The organism is Aestuariirhabdus sp. LZHN29, assembly GCF_049985285.1.
GTDB lineage: Bacteria > Pseudomonadota > Gammaproteobacteria > Pseudomonadales > Aestuariirhabdaceae > Aestuariirhabdus.
The window spans coordinates 110,358-127,639 of record NZ_JBNIEU010000005.1 but is presented as its reverse complement, the minus strand read 5'-3'; the positions used below and the strand labels follow the sequence as shown (position 1 = coordinate 127,639).

The 17,282-nt window shown below is 52.8% G+C and carries 14 protein-coding genes; 2 read left to right on the top strand and 12 right to left on the bottom strand.

What is annotated here, in order from left to right:
• Window positions 1–67: 67 nt before the first annotated feature.
• Genes ACP3PW_RS16320 through ACP3PW_RS16310 form a run of 3 tightly spaced genes read right to left on the bottom strand, consistent with a single transcriptional unit; the run spans window position 68 to window position 4,849 of the window.
• Complete coding sequence (locus ACP3PW_RS16320) at window positions 68–1,153, bottom strand: efflux RND transporter periplasmic adaptor subunit (RefSeq protein ID WP_426417800.1); 1,086 nt, start codon at window positions 1,151–1,153, stop codon at window positions 68–70.
• A 4-nt stretch (window positions 1,154–1,157) separates the two neighbouring features.
• A complete protein-coding gene (locus ACP3PW_RS16315; protein WP_426417799.1) occupies window positions 1,158–4,541 on the bottom strand; it encodes an efflux RND transporter permease subunit in 3,384 nt (1,127 codons plus the stop codon).
• A 5-nt stretch (window positions 4,542–4,546) separates the two neighbouring features.
• Window positions 4,547–4,849, bottom strand: a complete 303-nt coding sequence (locus ACP3PW_RS16310) for an ArsR/SmtB family transcription factor (protein WP_426417798.1) — start codon at window positions 4,847–4,849, stop codon at window positions 4,547–4,549.
• A 99-nt stretch (window positions 4,850–4,948) separates the two neighbouring features.
• On the opposite strand from ACP3PW_RS16310, the gene ACP3PW_RS16305 reads away from it, so the two are divergent.
• Window positions 4,949–5,137, top strand: a complete 189-nt coding sequence (locus ACP3PW_RS16305; RefSeq protein WP_426417797.1) for a YgaP family membrane protein — start codon at window positions 4,949–4,951, stop codon at window positions 5,135–5,137.
• Between the two features lie 125 nt (window positions 5,138–5,262).
• Complete coding sequence (locus tag ACP3PW_RS16300; RefSeq protein ID WP_426417796.1) at window positions 5,263–8,040, top strand: AsmA family protein; 2,778 nt, start codon at window positions 5,263–5,265, stop codon at window positions 8,038–8,040.
• Between the two features lie 350 nt (window positions 8,041–8,390).
• On the opposite strand, the gene ACP3PW_RS16295 is transcribed toward ACP3PW_RS16300, so the two are convergent.
• From ACP3PW_RS16295 to betA, 9 genes are all read right to left on the bottom strand, one after another.
• Window positions 8,391–8,963, bottom strand: coding sequence for a YdeI/OmpD-associated family protein (locus ACP3PW_RS16295; protein WP_426417795.1), 573 nt, complete (start codon window positions 8,961–8,963; stop codon window positions 8,391–8,393).
• Between the two features lie 424 nt (window positions 8,964–9,387).
• Window positions 9,388–10,173, bottom strand: a complete 786-nt coding sequence (locus ACP3PW_RS16290; protein WP_426417794.1) for a GGDEF domain-containing protein — start codon at window positions 10,171–10,173, stop codon at window positions 9,388–9,390.
• A 110-nt stretch (window positions 10,174–10,283) separates the two neighbouring features.
• Window positions 10,284–10,895, bottom strand: coding sequence for a MarC family protein (locus ACP3PW_RS16285; protein ID WP_426417793.1), 612 nt, complete (start codon window positions 10,893–10,895; stop codon window positions 10,284–10,286).
• Window positions 10,896–10,917: 22 nt separating this feature from the next.
• Window positions 10,918–11,361, bottom strand: coding sequence for a phosphate-starvation-inducible PsiE family protein (locus tag ACP3PW_RS16280; protein ID WP_426417792.1), 444 nt, complete (start codon window positions 11,359–11,361; stop codon window positions 10,918–10,920).
• A gap of 106 nt (window positions 11,362–11,467) precedes the next feature.
• Window positions 11,468–11,815 carry a DUF3024 domain-containing protein gene (locus ACP3PW_RS16275; protein WP_426417791.1) on the bottom strand — a complete coding sequence of 116 codons (348 nt, stop codon included), beginning with the start codon at window positions 11,813–11,815 and terminating at the stop codon, window positions 11,468–11,470.
• A gap of 535 nt (window positions 11,816–12,350) precedes the next feature.
• Entirely contained in the window at window positions 12,351–13,523 is a 1,173-nt protein-coding gene (gene choV / locus ACP3PW_RS16270) for a choline ABC transporter ATP-binding protein (protein ID WP_426417790.1), read from the bottom strand.
• A complete protein-coding gene (gene choW, locus ACP3PW_RS16265) occupies window positions 13,520–14,368 on the bottom strand; it encodes a choline ABC transporter permease subunit (protein WP_426417789.1) in 849 nt (282 codons plus the stop codon). The genes choV and choW overlap by 4 nt, the downstream gene beginning before the upstream one ends.
• A 116-nt stretch (window positions 14,369–14,484) precedes the next feature.
• The gene (locus ACP3PW_RS16260; RefSeq protein WP_426417894.1) at window positions 14,485–15,384 is read right to left on the bottom strand and encodes a choline ABC transporter substrate-binding protein; all 900 of its coding nucleotides are present in this window, start codon (window positions 15,382–15,384) and stop codon (window positions 14,485–14,487) included.
• Window positions 15,385–15,546: 162 nt separating this feature from the next.
• Complete coding sequence (gene betA, locus ACP3PW_RS16255; protein ID WP_426417788.1) at window positions 15,547–17,247, bottom strand: choline dehydrogenase; 1,701 nt, start codon at window positions 17,245–17,247, stop codon at window positions 15,547–15,549.
• Window positions 17,248–17,282: the final 35 nt, after the last annotated feature.

Here is a 17,282-nt window from a genome sequence, read left to right as displayed (position 1 = left end):
GAGCACCGGTGCCCCCTGTTTCGCCAATCTTAGCGCCCCCAAATAGGCGCTATTCAACCCTCTGATTCTACAACGTCCCACGGGCAAGTGCTTCGTCCGCGAGGTGGGGGAGGAGCAATCCCTCACCCTCCGCCAAACCTGCAATCACCTCAACCCTGTTACGGGCTAACGCTCTGCCCAGGCGCACTATCCGCTTTTCCACTACCCCATTGCGAGAGACCCAAACCAGGCTGAGCTGGCCAACCTGCGCCACATAGTTCCGTGGAATGGTAATGCGCACGACATCCTCAACGGGAACCTGCATTCTGGCGTACATCCCCGGTAGCAGGCGGGGCTGCGCAGGAACCTGTACTTTTATTGAAAAACTTCGCGTGCTGGCACTGGCAGCGGGAACAATCTCCTCAATACGCCCTGGCAGTGTTTTTCCCAACGCCGGCACATCGACATCAACACCATCTCCGGGCTTCAGGCCCAGCGCTAATGACTCTCTCACAGCCGCCTCCACTTGCATCGCCCCGGGGTTATAGAGTGCCAGCAACTGTAAGCCGGGCTGGGCCGTATCACCGGGCTCGGAGTAGCGATCAACGACACGACCGGCAATGGGGGAGCGAATAACCGTATAGGAGAGGGCTGTACGGGCCTCGTTGAGCGCTTGCTGCGCGGCACTTGAGTCGGCAGAGAGTGCATCAAAGGTGGAGCGCGCGCGGTCAAGTTCAGACTGGGAGACGGCGCCACGCGCGAACAGAGACTCTATCCGTGCAAGCGTGCTGGCCGCTTCCCGTTGGCGTGCGAGCACAGCGTTAGAGCGCGAACTGGCCTGGCTGACTCGCGCCGAAAGGTCCTCCTGCTCCAGCTTCACCAATACCTGACCCGGGGTGACGGTATCACCTGCTCGCACCTCAATGGTCTTAATGCGCGCCAGAATTCGCGATGAAACTCGGGTTGACTGCCTCGCTCTTATCGTCGCAGGAACCGGTTCGCTGCGCTCAACAGACTCCAGCGTAACGCGATGACTGGCAGCGACTCCGGCAGGGGAAGACGACAGCCCCGGCGCTACTTTATTGTCGAATACTCCGGCCATAAAACCGAGCCCTAAGAGTAGGCTAGCCAGGACTATAAGGGGCAGGGCAATGCGCGTAATGGATGATGTCATGAAATCAATCCTCATGGGTATTCTGTAGAGTAGGAAACGCCCGCCCTTTGGGGCTTACAACGCCTTTAAGTGATCCGTCTGGTGTCGCGCGATCAAACGCCAGCAGGTAGACAGCCGGAACCACCAACAGGGTGAAGAGCGTCGAGGCGACGATGCCAAAAATAATTGCCAAAGCGAGTCCGTTAAAAACAGGATCGAGGGTGATCGCCAAATTCCCCAGCAACGTGGTTCCCGCCGTTAGCAAGACAGGTCTCATCCGCACCGACCCTGCCTGTATCAGCGCTTCACGGATCGCCATCCCCTGCAGTCGGGCCTGGCTAATGAACTCCACCAGGATCAGTGAGTTGCGTACCACGATTCCTGCCAGGGCTATCATTCCGATCATGGCGGTGGCGGTAAATAGTACCGGGTCCGGAGCCCCGGCAACCGTGCGTTCCCCCAACTGATTGAGCAGCCAGAAACCGGGCATAATGCCAATCACCGTCAACGGGATAGCCGACATAATAATCAACGAAAGTGCTGCGGAACCGGTTTGCACCCTGAGTACCAGATAGATCGCCATCAGTGCAAAAGCAAAGGCGATGCCCATATCCCTGAACACCCGTACGGTAATCCGCCATTCGCCCTCACCGCTCCAGCTCAGCTCCGTGTCGTGCAGGCTGTGCCAGGTATCCCCACCCCCGGGCGACAGAAAAGAGCGCTGTTGCCATGGAGATACATTTTCCGGCTCGATTCTGGCCGTGCTTGACGAGGCGGCGCTGGGTTCGAGGTCAGCATTCAAGTCGGCAATCACTTCCGCCGGGGTTCTTCCAGAAAGTTCAGCTGTCACATAAATAACAGGCCGTAAATCCTTATGATGTATTGTTTTTTCAACATCAAATCTTTTCCATGCTCCAAGCTCTCCCAGGGCGACGAGCGGTTGCGGCTCCCGCTCCAGCCCCGTTCTATCACTTTTCTGTAGAGCGCCTGACTCCCCCTTCACCAGCAGCCGATCATAATCACCGGCATCTGCGCGAGACGCCTGAGGGATGCGAAGCAGAACGGGGAGGGGGCTCGCCTCACGGGGCTGGCGGATGTAACCCGCCACCACGCCCCGATTAGCGATCGCCAGGGTGTCATTGAGCGTTTCGGTCGAGATACCAGCCAGCGCCGCCTTCTGCTTATCCGTAACGAAACGCAGCAGCGGCTGGTTCGCCTCCAGACTCGAATCCACCTCGACCACATGGGGCTCTCTTTTAAGCCTGGCGATCAAATTCCGGGCGCTAGTCTCGGCGGTTGATGATGGCGCCAGGGGGTCAGCATAGATCTCCGCAACCAGTGTGCTCATCACCGGCGGCCCCGGGGGAACCTCAACGACCTTTATCGATACTCCGTCGCGCACCATAGGGGCGAGCAACTCCCTGAGCCGCAAAACAACGGCGTGGGATTGATGCTCCCGCATCGGCTTATCCAGTAACACCAGCCTTAGCTCGGCCTGATGGGGTTGCTGGCGCTGATAATAGCGGCGCACCATGCCATTAAAATCGATGGGAGAGGGGACACCAACGAAAGCAGCGACGGATTCAACTTCAGAGACCCGCAATACCTGGTGGGCGATCATGGAGGTCGTAGCTGCGGTCGCCTCAAGACTTGCCGACTCGGGAAGATCAATAAGGACCTGCACCTCATTTTTATTGTCATAAGGTAACAGCTTGAGGGGCACCGCACGCAGTAGCGGCAGGGACGCTGCGACCACAAAAAGCAGCAGCATCATCCATAGGGTCGCTTTCGCGCGCCCACGGGTATCCAGAATTCGTCCCAGTAATGCCCGGTAGAATCTGAGCAGGCGACTATCGGGGCGACGCCGACATTGGCGTGAAGGCCGCAACAGCCGCTTCGCCATCCAGGGGGTGATCATGAACGCCACCAACGTACTCATGATCACGCTGAGGGGAACATTGAAGGCCATCGGCGCCATATAGGGTCCCATCATCCCGGTAATGAAACCCAAAGGAACGAAGGCCAGTACGATGGTCAGGGTCGACATCAGCAATGGAGTACGGATCTCGCTCATCGCAGCCACAATACGGTCGCTTCTGGAGCCCTTGCCGTTTCGCAGGTGTCGGTCAATGTTATCAGCGCCGGTGATGGGGTCATCGACCAGCAATCCGAGAGCAAGAATAAGAGCGAAAAGGGTAACCCTGTTGATGGTGTAACCAAACGCAAGATCCAACCCCAGGGTCACGCCATAGCAAACAGGCACCGCCAAACCGACCACCAATGCCGCGCGCCAACCCAGAAACAGACCGACAAAGACAATGACAATAACCACCGCCAACGCCAAATTTGAGGTCAGGCTATTAACCTTTTCGTTTGCGGTTGCACCATAGTCGCGCAAAACCTTAACCTCAACGCCGGGCGGGAACCAGTCCTGTTCCAGCTCGGCGAGCCGCTCCTGAACCTCACGGGATACCGAAACCGCATTGCTGCCACGCTGTTTAGCAACACTGATAGCCACCATAGGGAAGGCGGGGGATCTGTTCGACGCCGAATCAAGCTGCTGATACCAGGTATAGTTTTCCGCTTCAGCGGGACCATCCTCGATCGTGGCTACGTCTCCCAGCAGTATCGGAGTTCCGTCAATGACTCCGACCACCAGGCTGCGGAGCTGCTCCACGTCCCGCAACGCATCGCCACTTTCCAGCTGGAATGACTGGTTATCGAGGGTCCACACCCCCAACGCCTTTAATTGGTTGGATAGCCGAATGGCTCGCAACACCTCGGTTGCACCGGTTTGATGAGCCGCTAGCCGCTCAGGGTCCAGGTAAACCGAGACCGTCCTGGCACGACCACCGATCACATAAACCGAACCGGTCTGCTTGATCCCTTGTAGCTGGGTCGACAACTCCTCGGCCAGCCGGCGCAAAAGGAAATCATCCACCTGTGCCCGGTCCTTGCTCCACAGTCCAAGCATCAGGATCGGCACATCATCCACCTCGACGGGTCGTACTTGCCACCCCTCCACAACCGCAGGTATTAGATGAGAATTCGAATATAACTTATTGTATGTATTAAGAATTGAATCTTCACGATCTTCACCCACCAGAAAGCGGAGCGTGACAACACTGGCACCCGATGATGAACTTGAGTAGACATGCTCAACCCCCGGTATCTGTGAAAGTAACTTTTCCAGGGGCACCGTAACCTGTCGCTCTACCTGTTTTGCTGTTAGTCCGGGAGCCTCTACGGTCACATCCAGCATCGGAACTACAATCTGGGGCTCCTCCTCACGGGGAGTAAACTCGAGCCCGAGAATGCCACTGACCAGCGCCAACAGAAAAAGATAGAGCGGGGCTTTACTGGTCAGGGAAGCTCTAATCCAACGACTTAAAACACCAGTGTCAGGCATAATGATTACTCACAAAAGATGCTGTAAAGCGCATCAAGGATCTTGCCGACACGAGGGTCGTTAATCCGGTAATGGATGGTTTGGGATTCACGACGTGTAGCGACAAGCCCGGCATCCCTCAGCACTGTAAGGTGTTGCGAGAGGGCCGACTGAGACAGGGGAACCCGCTGGTTGAGCTCTCCGACCGACAGCTCCTGGTCCATCAATGTACAGAGCACCATCAAACGATTCTTGTTGGCCATTTGTTTGAGTAACTGCTCTGCGCTATGGGCGTTCTGCGCCAATATCTCTTCGTTTTTTACGCTCATTTAACCGGCCTCGTTATTGATGTTGCTATATTAGCATTTACTTTTTAAGATAAACAAATATTAGAAAAATCTAATATATTTAATAGAAGGGCAGCAAACATGAATGTGAATGAATATTTAAGACTTATTGCCGGTGTCGTCGTTATGGCCAGCTGTCTCGCCGCCGTTTACGTCGACCCCTCCTGGTTGTGGTTGACGGGCTTTGTTGGCCTCAATCTATTCCAGTCGGCCTTCACCAAATGGTGTCCGATGATGACGGTTTTGCGAAAGCTCGGTGTATCCGGTTAAACGCCACAACCGCCAAACCCAGGCAGCACCAACCCCTTTTGACGAGGATCATCGCTAAAGAGAGTAACGGTGCTTGCCGTTGCCCGATATAATAGGACAACGGCAGACAGACGCTTGGTGGACAAGTGGAACAGGGAAAGTTTAATAACGGGCCGATAGCGGCCTGGAGTGTGCGTATAGCGAAGAGCCTCGGTATCTTCTTGGCCGCTATCGTTATAATCTGCGCAACCATCGTACTGCTGGTGAGCAATGAGCAATATCGCGGAGCCCTTATCTGGGGCGCCGACCATTTTCTCGATAGCACCCTTAAGCTCGACGGGACATTGGCTATTGGTATCGGCAAGGAGTTATCGCTTTCCGCAAACACAGCGCAACTGATTGCGGATGATGGCAGCTACAAAATAGCGTCCGGTAAATTTGAGGCGCGGCTGGATATTATTTCATCCCTGAGATCCCGTACCTGGCGCTTCAGCACCCTTAAACTGGTCAACACCCACATACAGATTCTGGACACCGGGCCCAGTCAGAGTGACCCGGACACGCCGCTCTACCTTCCTGCAATTATTGTTGACCGCGTCGATTTGAAAAGCATCACCCTGAGCTTGCAGGAGAGCGGCCGCACAGCGCCATGGACTCTGGTTCTGGACCGATTCGCCATTGCGCCCAAGGTTTCTGAGGCGGGAAACAACAAGCCAGCCCTGATTGACGGAGTGGTTTCGGGTACTGGGAGCCTGGGGTCCGAACCTTTTTCTGTTAAAGGTAGTTACGCTGAATCGGGTTCCGGCTATGGAGTTGATATTACCCTCAGCAGCAAAAGCCATAACGCCCGGGTGAGCGCGACCATTGCGGACCCGGCAACGGGAAAGGGCCTGGACCTCAAAATAGCAGCAAAAGGAGAGGATGTTAGTGGCCTGCTATCGCTTTTCGACACGCCCGACCTGCCGCTTAAGACGTTGGACCTCAGTACCAGTGTTACCGGCAGCCTGTCCGACCCACAACTAAAAAATCTCTCCATCTCGTTAACCCATACCCAAGGCGTCTCCCTCGACATTAAGGGGGAGGTTGGCCATCTGTTAGAACTCCAGGACCTGAACCTGAAAGCCAGCTTTGGCACCGAAAACCTCGGCCAAGTGGCCGATTTGATAGAGGCTTTGGGGGGCGCTGCCACCAAAGAGGTGCAAGCTGCCCCCCATCAGCCCGATGCTCCACCAGGAAAATCGGCAATAGAGGATATTGGCCCGGTATCCCTTACCGGCACCCTTGTGCGGGATAGGCAAAAGATCAGTGTCGACGACATCTCCTTGACTGTTGGCCCAAAGGCTCAACCTGAGCTACAGGCAGCGGGTAGCATCGCACTAACTGCGTCCCAATCAATAAGGGTTCAAGGACAGGTAGATGCCGCCACCGCTACACTCGCTCGCGTGGCGGTAAACGACGAAGCGTTTTCAAACCGAACATCAGGCAAGCTAGGTCGCATTAAGGGTCACTTCAACGTAGTGCAAGAGGAGGGGCAGTGGCGCGTCGAGAAGTTGGAACTGGATTCAACCGGCACCCAGCTGTATCAGGCGCACATCACCACAAACCGCTCCCAGTCACCCACCTCAGAGATGACAGGGTTCGATTATAAGGTACAAATCGCAAATCCAGCGGCCCTCGGCACGGAGCTGGGGGTGGATTTTAGCGGAATTTCGCCATACACCACGAGCGGGGCAATCACCATTGGCCGAAACAAGCTCAACTACAAGGGTGGTGATGCTTTAGGTGAAACAGAGAGTCATAGTGAAGTGGATATTAACTGGGAAAACGAAAAAATCCTGGTACGGGGAAAGGTAGACATACCCAAGCTTCACCTTTCAGACCTGGGGCTTAAAGAGAAGGGCTCGGACAGCGACGCACCCCACCCTATCGAAGCAGTGGCTGAAGCAGGTGATTCAGCGAAGGCGGGGGAGACGAACACTCCACAAGAGATTGACCAAACCAGGCTATTTAGCCGCACCCCTTTTGATTTTTCCTGGGCGGAAAACCTCGGTCTGGAGCTTGATCTCAATATCGACCAGATTTCAGGGGCTGCGGTAACCGCGGGCAAACTGGCCGCTCACATCAGCGCGAAGGAGTCGGTGATTCATATCTATCCGCTGCAAGTAGAGGTCGAAGGGGGGAAAGGGGATCTGGATCTCAAAATAGAAGCTGCCTCCACCCCGAAATTTACGCTAAAACTTGCCGCCGAAAACCTGAAACTTGAAAGACTGATCGCGGAGGCCCAAGACAGCATTCAGGTACTCGGTGAATCATGGCTCCGTATCGACATCCAGAGCCAGGGTAACTCACCCCAGGAAGTGGCATCCAACCTCTCGGGCACCGCTGGTTTTGGCGTTGAAGAGACCCAAATCCCCCTTAAATACATTCGATTACTCTCTGTAGACGTGTTTGGCTGGGCATTGGGCCGCGTCCAATCCCAACAGGCGTACACCCAGCTTAACTGCATGATCGGTGCATTTAAGATTGATCAAGGAGTCGCGAGCAGCAAGGTACTGGTAGCCGATGGCTCCAACTTGAGAATCGAAGGTACGGCTACCATCGACCTGGGTAACGAAACCATTGATATGGTGTTGTTACCCAAAGAGAAAAAAAAATTCTACTCAAGCATCACCGCTGTCAACATCAAGGGCCAACTGCAAGCCCCCAACGTAAAAGCGCTGCCCATGGAAGCGGCCGCTTTAAAAGTGGGAGCAGCGGCGCTGCTACCGGGCATCGGTGTCACTGCGTATCTGGCCGATAAGCTGTGGAACAAGTTCCGCGGCGAGGAGGAAGCCAGCAATGATGACACCACCCAGAACAAGACGAGCGGTTGCGAAGCTGTTCTGGAAAAGCAAAAAGAGCGCGAACCTTCAGCAACAAACTAATAGAAGTAGGGGCGTTTAGTACGCCAGGAGTACGTTGTTACATCTCAACAACTAATTTAACATAATATACATTATGCGCTATTGAGTCGTTAGCCCGGTGTGCGGGCGCTCGTTAGACTCGCTTCCGCACCCTGGCTAACCAGGGCGCTTGATTGGACTCTACGACTTCCACGCGCAAGTTAAGCCAGGCGTCCTTCATGCCGGAGTTAATCTGTGCAGCGTTCAATGTGACTTCGTAATTCTGTTTACCGCTGGCAGGCTCAATACCAATGACTCTGATCCCATTGATTTGCCATTGGTTTGCAGGATATACGTCGACTTGCGCAGCATGTCATGCCGTATTCCACCTATTAAGGCTTTTCTTCGTCAACAAGCATATTCATGAATTTTGCAAACCGCCGCTGCCTGGTCTCGGGCTTTTTCGCACTTGTCAGTCCGTACGCGATAGCATAACGACTCGATTTGGTGAGTGTTTCAAAAAAGCGTTTGGCATTGGGTTGGTTCTCCAGTGCCGCGAGGAAATCCGCGGGCACCTCTATCTCACTTGCTACATAGGCGTTTTCCCAACGACCGTCCGTTTTCGCAGCACGAACCTGGAGGAGCCCAGGTTCCATCATCCGGCCCTCACTTATCAAACGCTCCACGTGATCTGTGTTCCTTTTAGACCAGTTGCTTCGCGCTTTTCTGGGCGTAATGCGCTGAAGATAGGCTTGATCATCGACCGACCTCTTAACACCATCGATCCAACCCCAGCATAGAGCCTCGATCACCACATCATTCCAGTTTACGCTCAGGATTCCGGTATTTTTCTTGAATATTTTTACCCACAATTCACATTCGGTCGCGTGATTCAACTTGAGCCACTCGCCGAGATCTTTCGGGGTTGCAAATGTCAGGATTCTCAATGGATCGGGTTCAGGCATCGAATTTGATTCTCTTCGGCATAGCACCGCGTTGAGGTGACGGAAAACGAAACCAGCAGGGTCATTGCTCCTTGGCCTTAAGGTACACCTTGGACTCCTGTCACCACCGCGCCCAGCGGAACAGTTTACAGCCCTGCCCTGGCGCTAACTCTCGCCTTGAAGCGATCACCGTAGAAGCAGGTTTTACGGTACTGACCGCGCTGGGTAGCGCGTGGGGCTCAGCCGGGAAGGTATGAGTGGAGCAAGCCCGTCACTGCCAGGCCTCCTCACAGAAATACGCAAATTCGCCTTTAGGGGGCAACGGATTCTGACGGCAAACAATTTACTTAAACCTGCTAACTCCAATCACAAGGAAAATAGCCCCCATGCCGAACCAAGCTTCAAGATGCATAGCCGCGCTTAGCGAAAATTTTTCCTGCACCATTTACAGGGTGTTACTATCACGTTTTTCGAACACATCTGGGCTATAAATCACTACTTTGTTTCGGCCCGTTTTTTTTGCGTGATAAAGCGCTACGTCAATATTATTCAGTATTTGTGTCAGTGACATGTCCTGATCCGATGACAATTCATACACGCCCGCAGATATAGTCTGTGGACCTGGAAATCCCAAGGCGTCTGACTGCAAGCTATTGATTGAAGTGCGTATACGCTCAGCTACTTCATGACAATCGCTCACAGCTGTATGAGGGCAAATAATAACAAATTCTTCACCGCCATATCGACTACCTAAATCCGTGTCTCTGATTTCCTGCATAATACATTTCGCAGCAGCCTTTAGCGTTTTATCCCCAACTGCGTGACCATATGAGTCGTTTACTTTTTTAAAATGATCTAAATCGATCATTACAAGGCTAAGTTTTTCTTGGTATCGCTTATGCAGAGCCATTAACTCGTTCAGCTTTTCAAACAGGTAGTGACGATTATAGAGACCTGTAAGGTTATCATGAAAAGCAAGCTGCTCTATCTTCTCGGTATGTTTCCCAAGAATGTATCCAAAAACACTAAAAAGTATCAAAGAAAAAATTTCTGTGTAAATCAAAGTTAAGTAAAAGGAGTCATTGATCGATCTGGATAATAACTTAACAAATAACCACTCGCCCAAAGGGCCTATGAAGCTTAATACAACACCAAGAAACGCATATCGCCATCTTTTCTGTTTTAAGCTATTTAATATGCTTTTTTTTGTATTAATATCATAAACCGACATAACTTACTTAGACTCTCGAGTGTTATACATAACACCTTGCATCAGTGGCCGATGAAAGCGCGTCGCGCTTGAGAAGGTCCGGCTGGGCGCGATTTTTTTGCATTCGGCTTTCAGAAGCCATAATAGACTTTGATACCCTCCAGGACATTTGATGTTGCAACCGAAGCCAGTATCATGCCCATCACACGACTCACTACGCTCGCACCACCAACACCAATTATTCGATTTATCTGGCCAGCCAATAACAACAACAAATAGACCAAAATCAACACCACCAGCATGACCGCGGCTGTTTGTGCTTGCTCCCAGATGTTGTAGCGATTGTTTTCGGTCAATAGAACAGCAGCTAACATTGCACCAGGGCTCGCAATAGACGGAATCGCAAGAGGGAAAATGGCTGTTTCCTGACGACTATAAGCAAGCTTGATCTCTTCGTCTGGTTTGCTCTCACCAAAAATCATTGTTAGCGCAAATAAAAATAATATGATTCCACCTGCAATCTGGAATGCAGCTAGTGGTATCGACATCGCAGTCAGGATGAGCTCGCCAACAACGGCGAAAAACACAAGAATAATCGCTGCAACAAGTGTCGCAATGAGCGCAATTCTGTTTTTCTCCGTTTTATCGAAATGAGATGTCACTGCAATAAACACTGGTACCGTGCCGATAGGATCAATAACAGCGAAGAAAACAATGAAAGTTGCAACAAAATCAATCACCATTTAGTTCCTTTTGAAGGATTTTTTATGCGCGCACTCTATTTCTAAAACTCATCTTGATAAGCCAGTAGCAGCCACCTAATGAAAAAATAATAATACCTAAACCTATTATTGCTAAAGGATCATATTTTTCTAAATCTAGTAGAATCACCTTTCGAGAAACAGCTATAACCGCTACCAATAAAACAACCTCAGCATGGATAACATTATTTCTGAAATACATCTCTACAGTTTCTACGAGCTCAAAACCTATAAGGATAACGAAAAAGAAGCCAAATATTCTAAACAGCGCGTCTATTTCAAGAAAAAGGACTCCGTCTGTCGGATCAAATAGATCAACATAGAGGAGTATGCCTAGTTCTACTATCGCGATACCTACGATTACTACCATTAAAATAAGAACAATAAATGACATCCACTTCTTTATTGTATGAATAGTAGAAACAGCCTTTTCAATGCTTTTACTCACTTATTCTATACTCCTAATGTTATCATAACTCCCCATGTAAAGGGACGAAGGTGGTGCGCAACACACCAGAGGTCCTAGCCGCGTTCCTTGCCCGATTGTTACGTGGTTAACCCCAAAAACACGCATATTCATCTGCTTCGACTAGGGTGAGAAACTCTGTGATTGTAGCCACTGTGAGGACAGGCTTGTACCCGTTCCACCTGAGATCGGCACGTTGCCAAAATACTTTCCATGTTTTTTGGGTCTTCACGTACGTTGCTTTAGCGACAGGGTGCTCCAAAATTTCTGTCGAATCTTCCCAGCGGGGGCGAATTTCGAAGATTTCGACGGACTGGCCCTTAACCCGAAACCCAATATCCAGTTCTTTCCGAATGTGGATAGCAGGCCGCTTGCCTTCGACATAGGCACCGACCTCTTTCTTGTAACGTGCTATCTCGAGTTCACTGAATGCCATGACCAATATCTATGACAACATAACATTTTAACAGCGAGCGATCTCATATATGCCTTGGCAGATTTTTATGAAACAGCCGTGACGGGTTAATAAAATAGGATTCTATACTAACTTTCCGTTTTCTGCCCGGGCAAACCGAGCGCGCTTATAGTTTCGCACCATTGCGCAGTCTATTTCCAACCGAAGTAAGCTAACTATCTAATAATGATTAATTTATTATTTTATCCAGCGGCAAACGAGACATCACCTGCAAGTTTTCGTGATCACATAGGCCGGTATCATCCGTTTTCCGCCTTAAGAAGCTTACTGTCATCCCCCCGTTACAGCGAACAGTCGACGCCTGCCCTCCTGGCGCTAACTCTCGCCTTGAAGCGATCACCGTTAAAGCAGGCTTTACGGTACTTAGCGCGCTGAATGGCGTGACCACAGCCGAGGAGATTGTGGGCGGGGTTAGCGGCACCCTGACGCGGCCTCACAGAAACATTCAAAAGAGTCGTCTAGGGGTCAACGACTCGGGGGCGTTCGCCCTACTCTGCTAATCTGCAACGAAGTGCTTACCCAGCAAGGCGTAGTAGAAGTTGGCGTCATTCAACACGCCGGCAAATAATCCGCCCTCCTCCAGCAACACCGGCAGGCGGCTGCTATAACGCAGATTGATCGCGTCGCGCATGCTGATATCCGGTGACGCGACGGCAAACGCTCCTCGCTCCCCGTCGCCCTCGACCCAGCGCCGGGTATCCAGCAGATTGCCAGCCTTACCCGCACGGCTAATTTTGCCTTGATCCAGCTCGATCCAATAGTTGTGATTGCCATCCAGGATGAGGCGATCTCCATCGGTTTTCAGCTGATCGGGGGACGACATCAGGGTACGACCAACCAGAACATTTAACGGGTTGGTGTGGGCAACAAAGTTCTCTACATAGCCGTTTTCTGGATTCAGTACGATCTGTTCCGGTTCACCATGCTGAATAATCCGAGCCGATTCCATGATCGCAATATGGGAGCCGATTTTAAGTGCCTCATCGAGGTCGTGACTCACAAAAATAATGGTCTTTTTCAGGTTCCGCTGCAGCTCTAGCAACTCATCCTGAAGCTGCGCCCGGATCAACGGATCCAGCGCCGAGAACGGCTCATCCATTAGCAGAATGTCGGTATCCATGGCGAAGGCACGGGCAAGTCCCACCCGTTGCTGCATGCCGCCCGATAGTTCATGAGGGAGCGATGCGGCCCACTCATTGAGCCCCACCATCTCCAGTTTTTCCATCGCTTTTAGTTGTCGTTCCCTCTTGCTCACGCCCTTCATCTCTAATCCAAAGGCAACATTGTCCAATACCGACAACCAGGGCATCAACGCAAACTTCTGGAACACCATGGAGATACGGTGGGTACGCAGGTGGCGCAACGTTTTCTCGTCACAGGTTGCCAGATCGATGATGCGATCATCATCGTGAATTTTAAGGCTACCGCGACTGATCGGGTTTAGCCCGTTGACGGTACGCAGCAGGCTTGATTTTCCGGATCCGGAAAGCCCCATCAGCACGCAGATCTCTCCCTTTTTAACCTGTAGGTTGGCATCCTGAACACCGATTACGGAGCCACTCTGATCGATAATGTCCTGCCGGCTCATGCCCTGATCCAGTAACTGGATCGCCTTCGCCTGTTCACCACCGAAGATAACGTCCAGGTGTTCAATTTCGATCAGGCTCATGGATTGACATCCTTTGTTTCGCGTTGCTTGCACAATCTATCGAGGATGATCGCGACCAGCACGATGGCCAGCCCCGCCTCAAACCCCTGGGAAATATTGACAGTATTCAGCGCCCTGACCACCGGTTTACCCAGTCCATCGGCACCGACCAGCGCCGAGATGACCACCATGGACAGCGCCAACATGATGCACTGGGTGACGCCGGCCATGATACTGGGCATGGCGGCAGGTAACTCGACCCTGAACAGTAACTTCCAGCGTGTAGCGCCAAAGGCTTTGCCGGCTTCCAGCAGCTCTTCGGGGACATTGCTGATACCCAGCGCCGTCAGTCGAATGGGCGCCGCTATGGCAAAGATGATGGTTGAGATCAGGCCGGGAACAACCCCCAAACCAAACAAAATCAAAGTGGGTATCAGGTATACGAACGTTGGGACCGTCTGCATCAGGTCTAATACAGGACGAATCGCGATATGAAAGCGCGGATAATGGGCCGCAAAAATACCCAACGGAATACCAAACAGGATACAGAGAAACGTGGCCATCAGAACCAGTACGACGGTTTCAATCATCTCCTCCCAGTAACCGAGATTCGCGATCAATAGCAGCGACAGAACGATAAAGATCACCAGTCCCACGGAGCGATGCAGCCAGTAAGCCAGGCCCGCCAGAAAAGCGACAACCAACATGGGTGGGCACTGTAACAACAGTCCCGTCAGCCCCAGAATGAGCCACTCCAACGAGTAGGATATCGCATCAAAAAATCCAGCGGCGTTGCTGATCAGCCAGTCGACCATCATCTCTATCCATTGGCCTAGCGGGATTTTGTGATCGGTTATCCAGTTCATCGATAATATCTCGGGTGATTAGCTTAACTGAAAACGGTGCGCAGGATACGCGACGCGCTCTGTAATACCCGGCCCGAAGGCCGAGGTCTTATGGCACACAGCCACCGGTGCGAGGACTACAGGTCCAGGTGCTTGCGTACCGCGGGCAGTCCGGGCTGACCATCCAGGGTTGTGACACCGTCCAACCAGGTCGCCAGCGCCTGCGGGTTGGCTTGCAGCCATTCCACTGCAGCCGTTGCAGGGTCTTTGCCATCATCGAGGATGGCGGCCATAACGCGGTTTTCCATATCCAGCGAGAAAACCAGGTTCTTCAGCAACTGGCCCATATTCGGGCACTGCGTGCTGTAGTCCTTGCGGGTGTTGGTATAAACGCTGGCGCCGCCAAAGTCGGGGCCAAACCAGTCGTCACCACCATCCAGATAAACGATATCGAAGTTACTGTTCATAGGGTGCGGAGCCCAACCCAGGAAGACCACCCACTTATTACGTCGCTCAGAGCGCTTGACCTCGGACATCATGCCAGCCTCGGATGACTCAACCAGACGAAACCCCTTGAGACCGAAGGCGTCCTTGTCGATCATATCCTGAATCAGGCGGTTACCGTCGTTGCCGGGTTCGATGCCATAGATACGGCCGTTCAGTTGATCGCGATAACGAGCAATATCGGCAAAGCTACGCAGGCCACCATCGAAGGCGGCTTTGTTAACCGCCAGGGTGTACTTGGCGCCCGTCAGATTAGCGCGCACTGTCTCTACGGTTCCAGCTTCACGGTAGCTGGCGATATCCCCTTCCATGGTCGGCATCCAGTTACCGAGAAACACATCCAGATCATTGGAGGCCAGTGAAGAGTAGGTTACCGGAACGGACAGCAGCTGATCTTTGGGCGTGTAGCCCAGCCCCTTTACGATCTCCGAGGTGATCGCCGTAGTAGCGGTAATATCAGTCCAACCCACATCGGCAAAGCGCACCGTGGAGCAATCTGTAGCAGAAGCTGCCGATGCAGTTCCGGCCACCATGGCGGACAGTGCCAATGTCACTGCGGCTGTTTTGTAAGCGAAAGATCTGGTCATTATTTTCATCTGTTACTCCTGTTATTGTTAATGGACAGTCCTGCTGTATGTCTAATCCGTCTCTGTTCTCGCGACATATCTGGCATATTTAAAACTCGGTCTTGGTTATTAACGCTGCTCGGTCTCATAGTGCGGATGAATCCACACCGGAACATTCGCCGCAGGCAGCGGTGGCTGACCAAGAATCATATCTGCGGCCTTTTCCGCCGCCATAATGGTGGGTGCGTTCAGGTTACCGTTGGTGATGGTCGGAAAAATTGAGGAATCCACCACTCGCAACCCCTCAACCCCGCGCACCCGACACTGGGCGTCCAATACCGCCATAGGATCGCTGTCAGCGCCTATCTTGCAGCTGCAGCTGGGGTGGTAAGCACTTTCTACATTCTCACGCACCCAGGCGTCGATCTGCTCGTCGGTTTGCACATCGGCACCGGGTTGGATCTCTTTTCCCCGGTACCCATCGAGGGCAGGTTGATTAAGCAGCTCTCGGGTCAAACGAATGCAACGACGCCAGTCTTCACGGTCCTGTTCTGCCGCCAGATAGTTAAACTGGATAACCGGAGCCTCGGCCGGATCGGCGCTGTTGATACGGATCGTGCCGCGACTCAGGGGCTTGTTGGGCCCGACGTGTACCTGAAAACCGTGGCCATCGAACGCCCGATTACCATCGTAGCGCATGGCAGCCGGTAAAAAATGATACTGGATATCGGGCCATTTAAGCCCCGCCCGCGAGCGAATAAAACCGCAGGATTCAAAGTGATTGGTGGCGCCGAGGCCTTTTTTTGTCAGTAGCCAGCGTAGACCAATGAGCCCTTTGCTGACCAACCCCAACTTGCTATTGAGACTAACCGGCTGGGTGCATTCGAACTGGAAATAGACCTCCAGATGATCCTGTAGATTGTCCCCGACACCCGGAAGATCAACAACAACGGGGACACCCGCGTTTTCGAGCACCGCACGTGGACCGATGCCGGACAGCTGCAGCAGCTGCGGCGAACCCACCGAACCGGCAGACAAAATCACCTCGTGTCGGGCGCGTGCCTGATAAACCTTGCCGCGATGCTCATACTCGATGGCGGTGGCCCGAACCCCTGCTGGTCGATCCTCAGCGCCGGGTGCCGCGGCCCCTTCGGTAATCACCTTGCGACTCAGCACCTGGGTAAGCACCGTCAGGTTGCTTCGTTTCATCGCACGGCGTAGATACGCGTTGGAGGTCGAGCTGCGAACCCCGCCTTTAACGGTCATGTGCATGGGGCCGAAACCTTCCTGCTGGTAGCCGTTATAATCGCCGGTCTTCGGATACCCGGCGTCGGCACCGGCATCGATAAACGCTTGATAGAGAGGGTTAAGCTCCATGCCGTTACCGTTGCAGGTTCCAACCGGCCCGGTCCCGCCACGGTAGTCGTCTGCGCCACCTTCCCAGCTCTCCGAACGCTGAAAGTAAGGCAGGCAGTGCTGATAATCCCAGCCTGAAGCACCCGCCTCCTGCCACTGGTCAAAGTCGCAAGCGTGACCGCGAACATAAACCATACCGTTAATTGAAGACGACCCCCCAAGCACCTTGCCTCGTGGAGTATGCAGCGAGCGGTTGTTAACAAAGGGTTCCGGCTCGCTGTGGAACTGCCAGCACAAGCGCTCGGTATTCATCGGATAGGAGAGTGCTGTCGGCATCTGTATAAATATACTTTTGTCGCTTCCGCCCCGCTCCAACAACAAGACTGAATGGTCTCCGCTGGCCGAGAGTCGGTCGGCCAGCACGCAGCCTGCTGATCCAGCGCCGACAATGATGTAGTCGTATTCCTGCGTCATGCTGACGATAATTCCTGAAATTAGTGGGTTAGGTA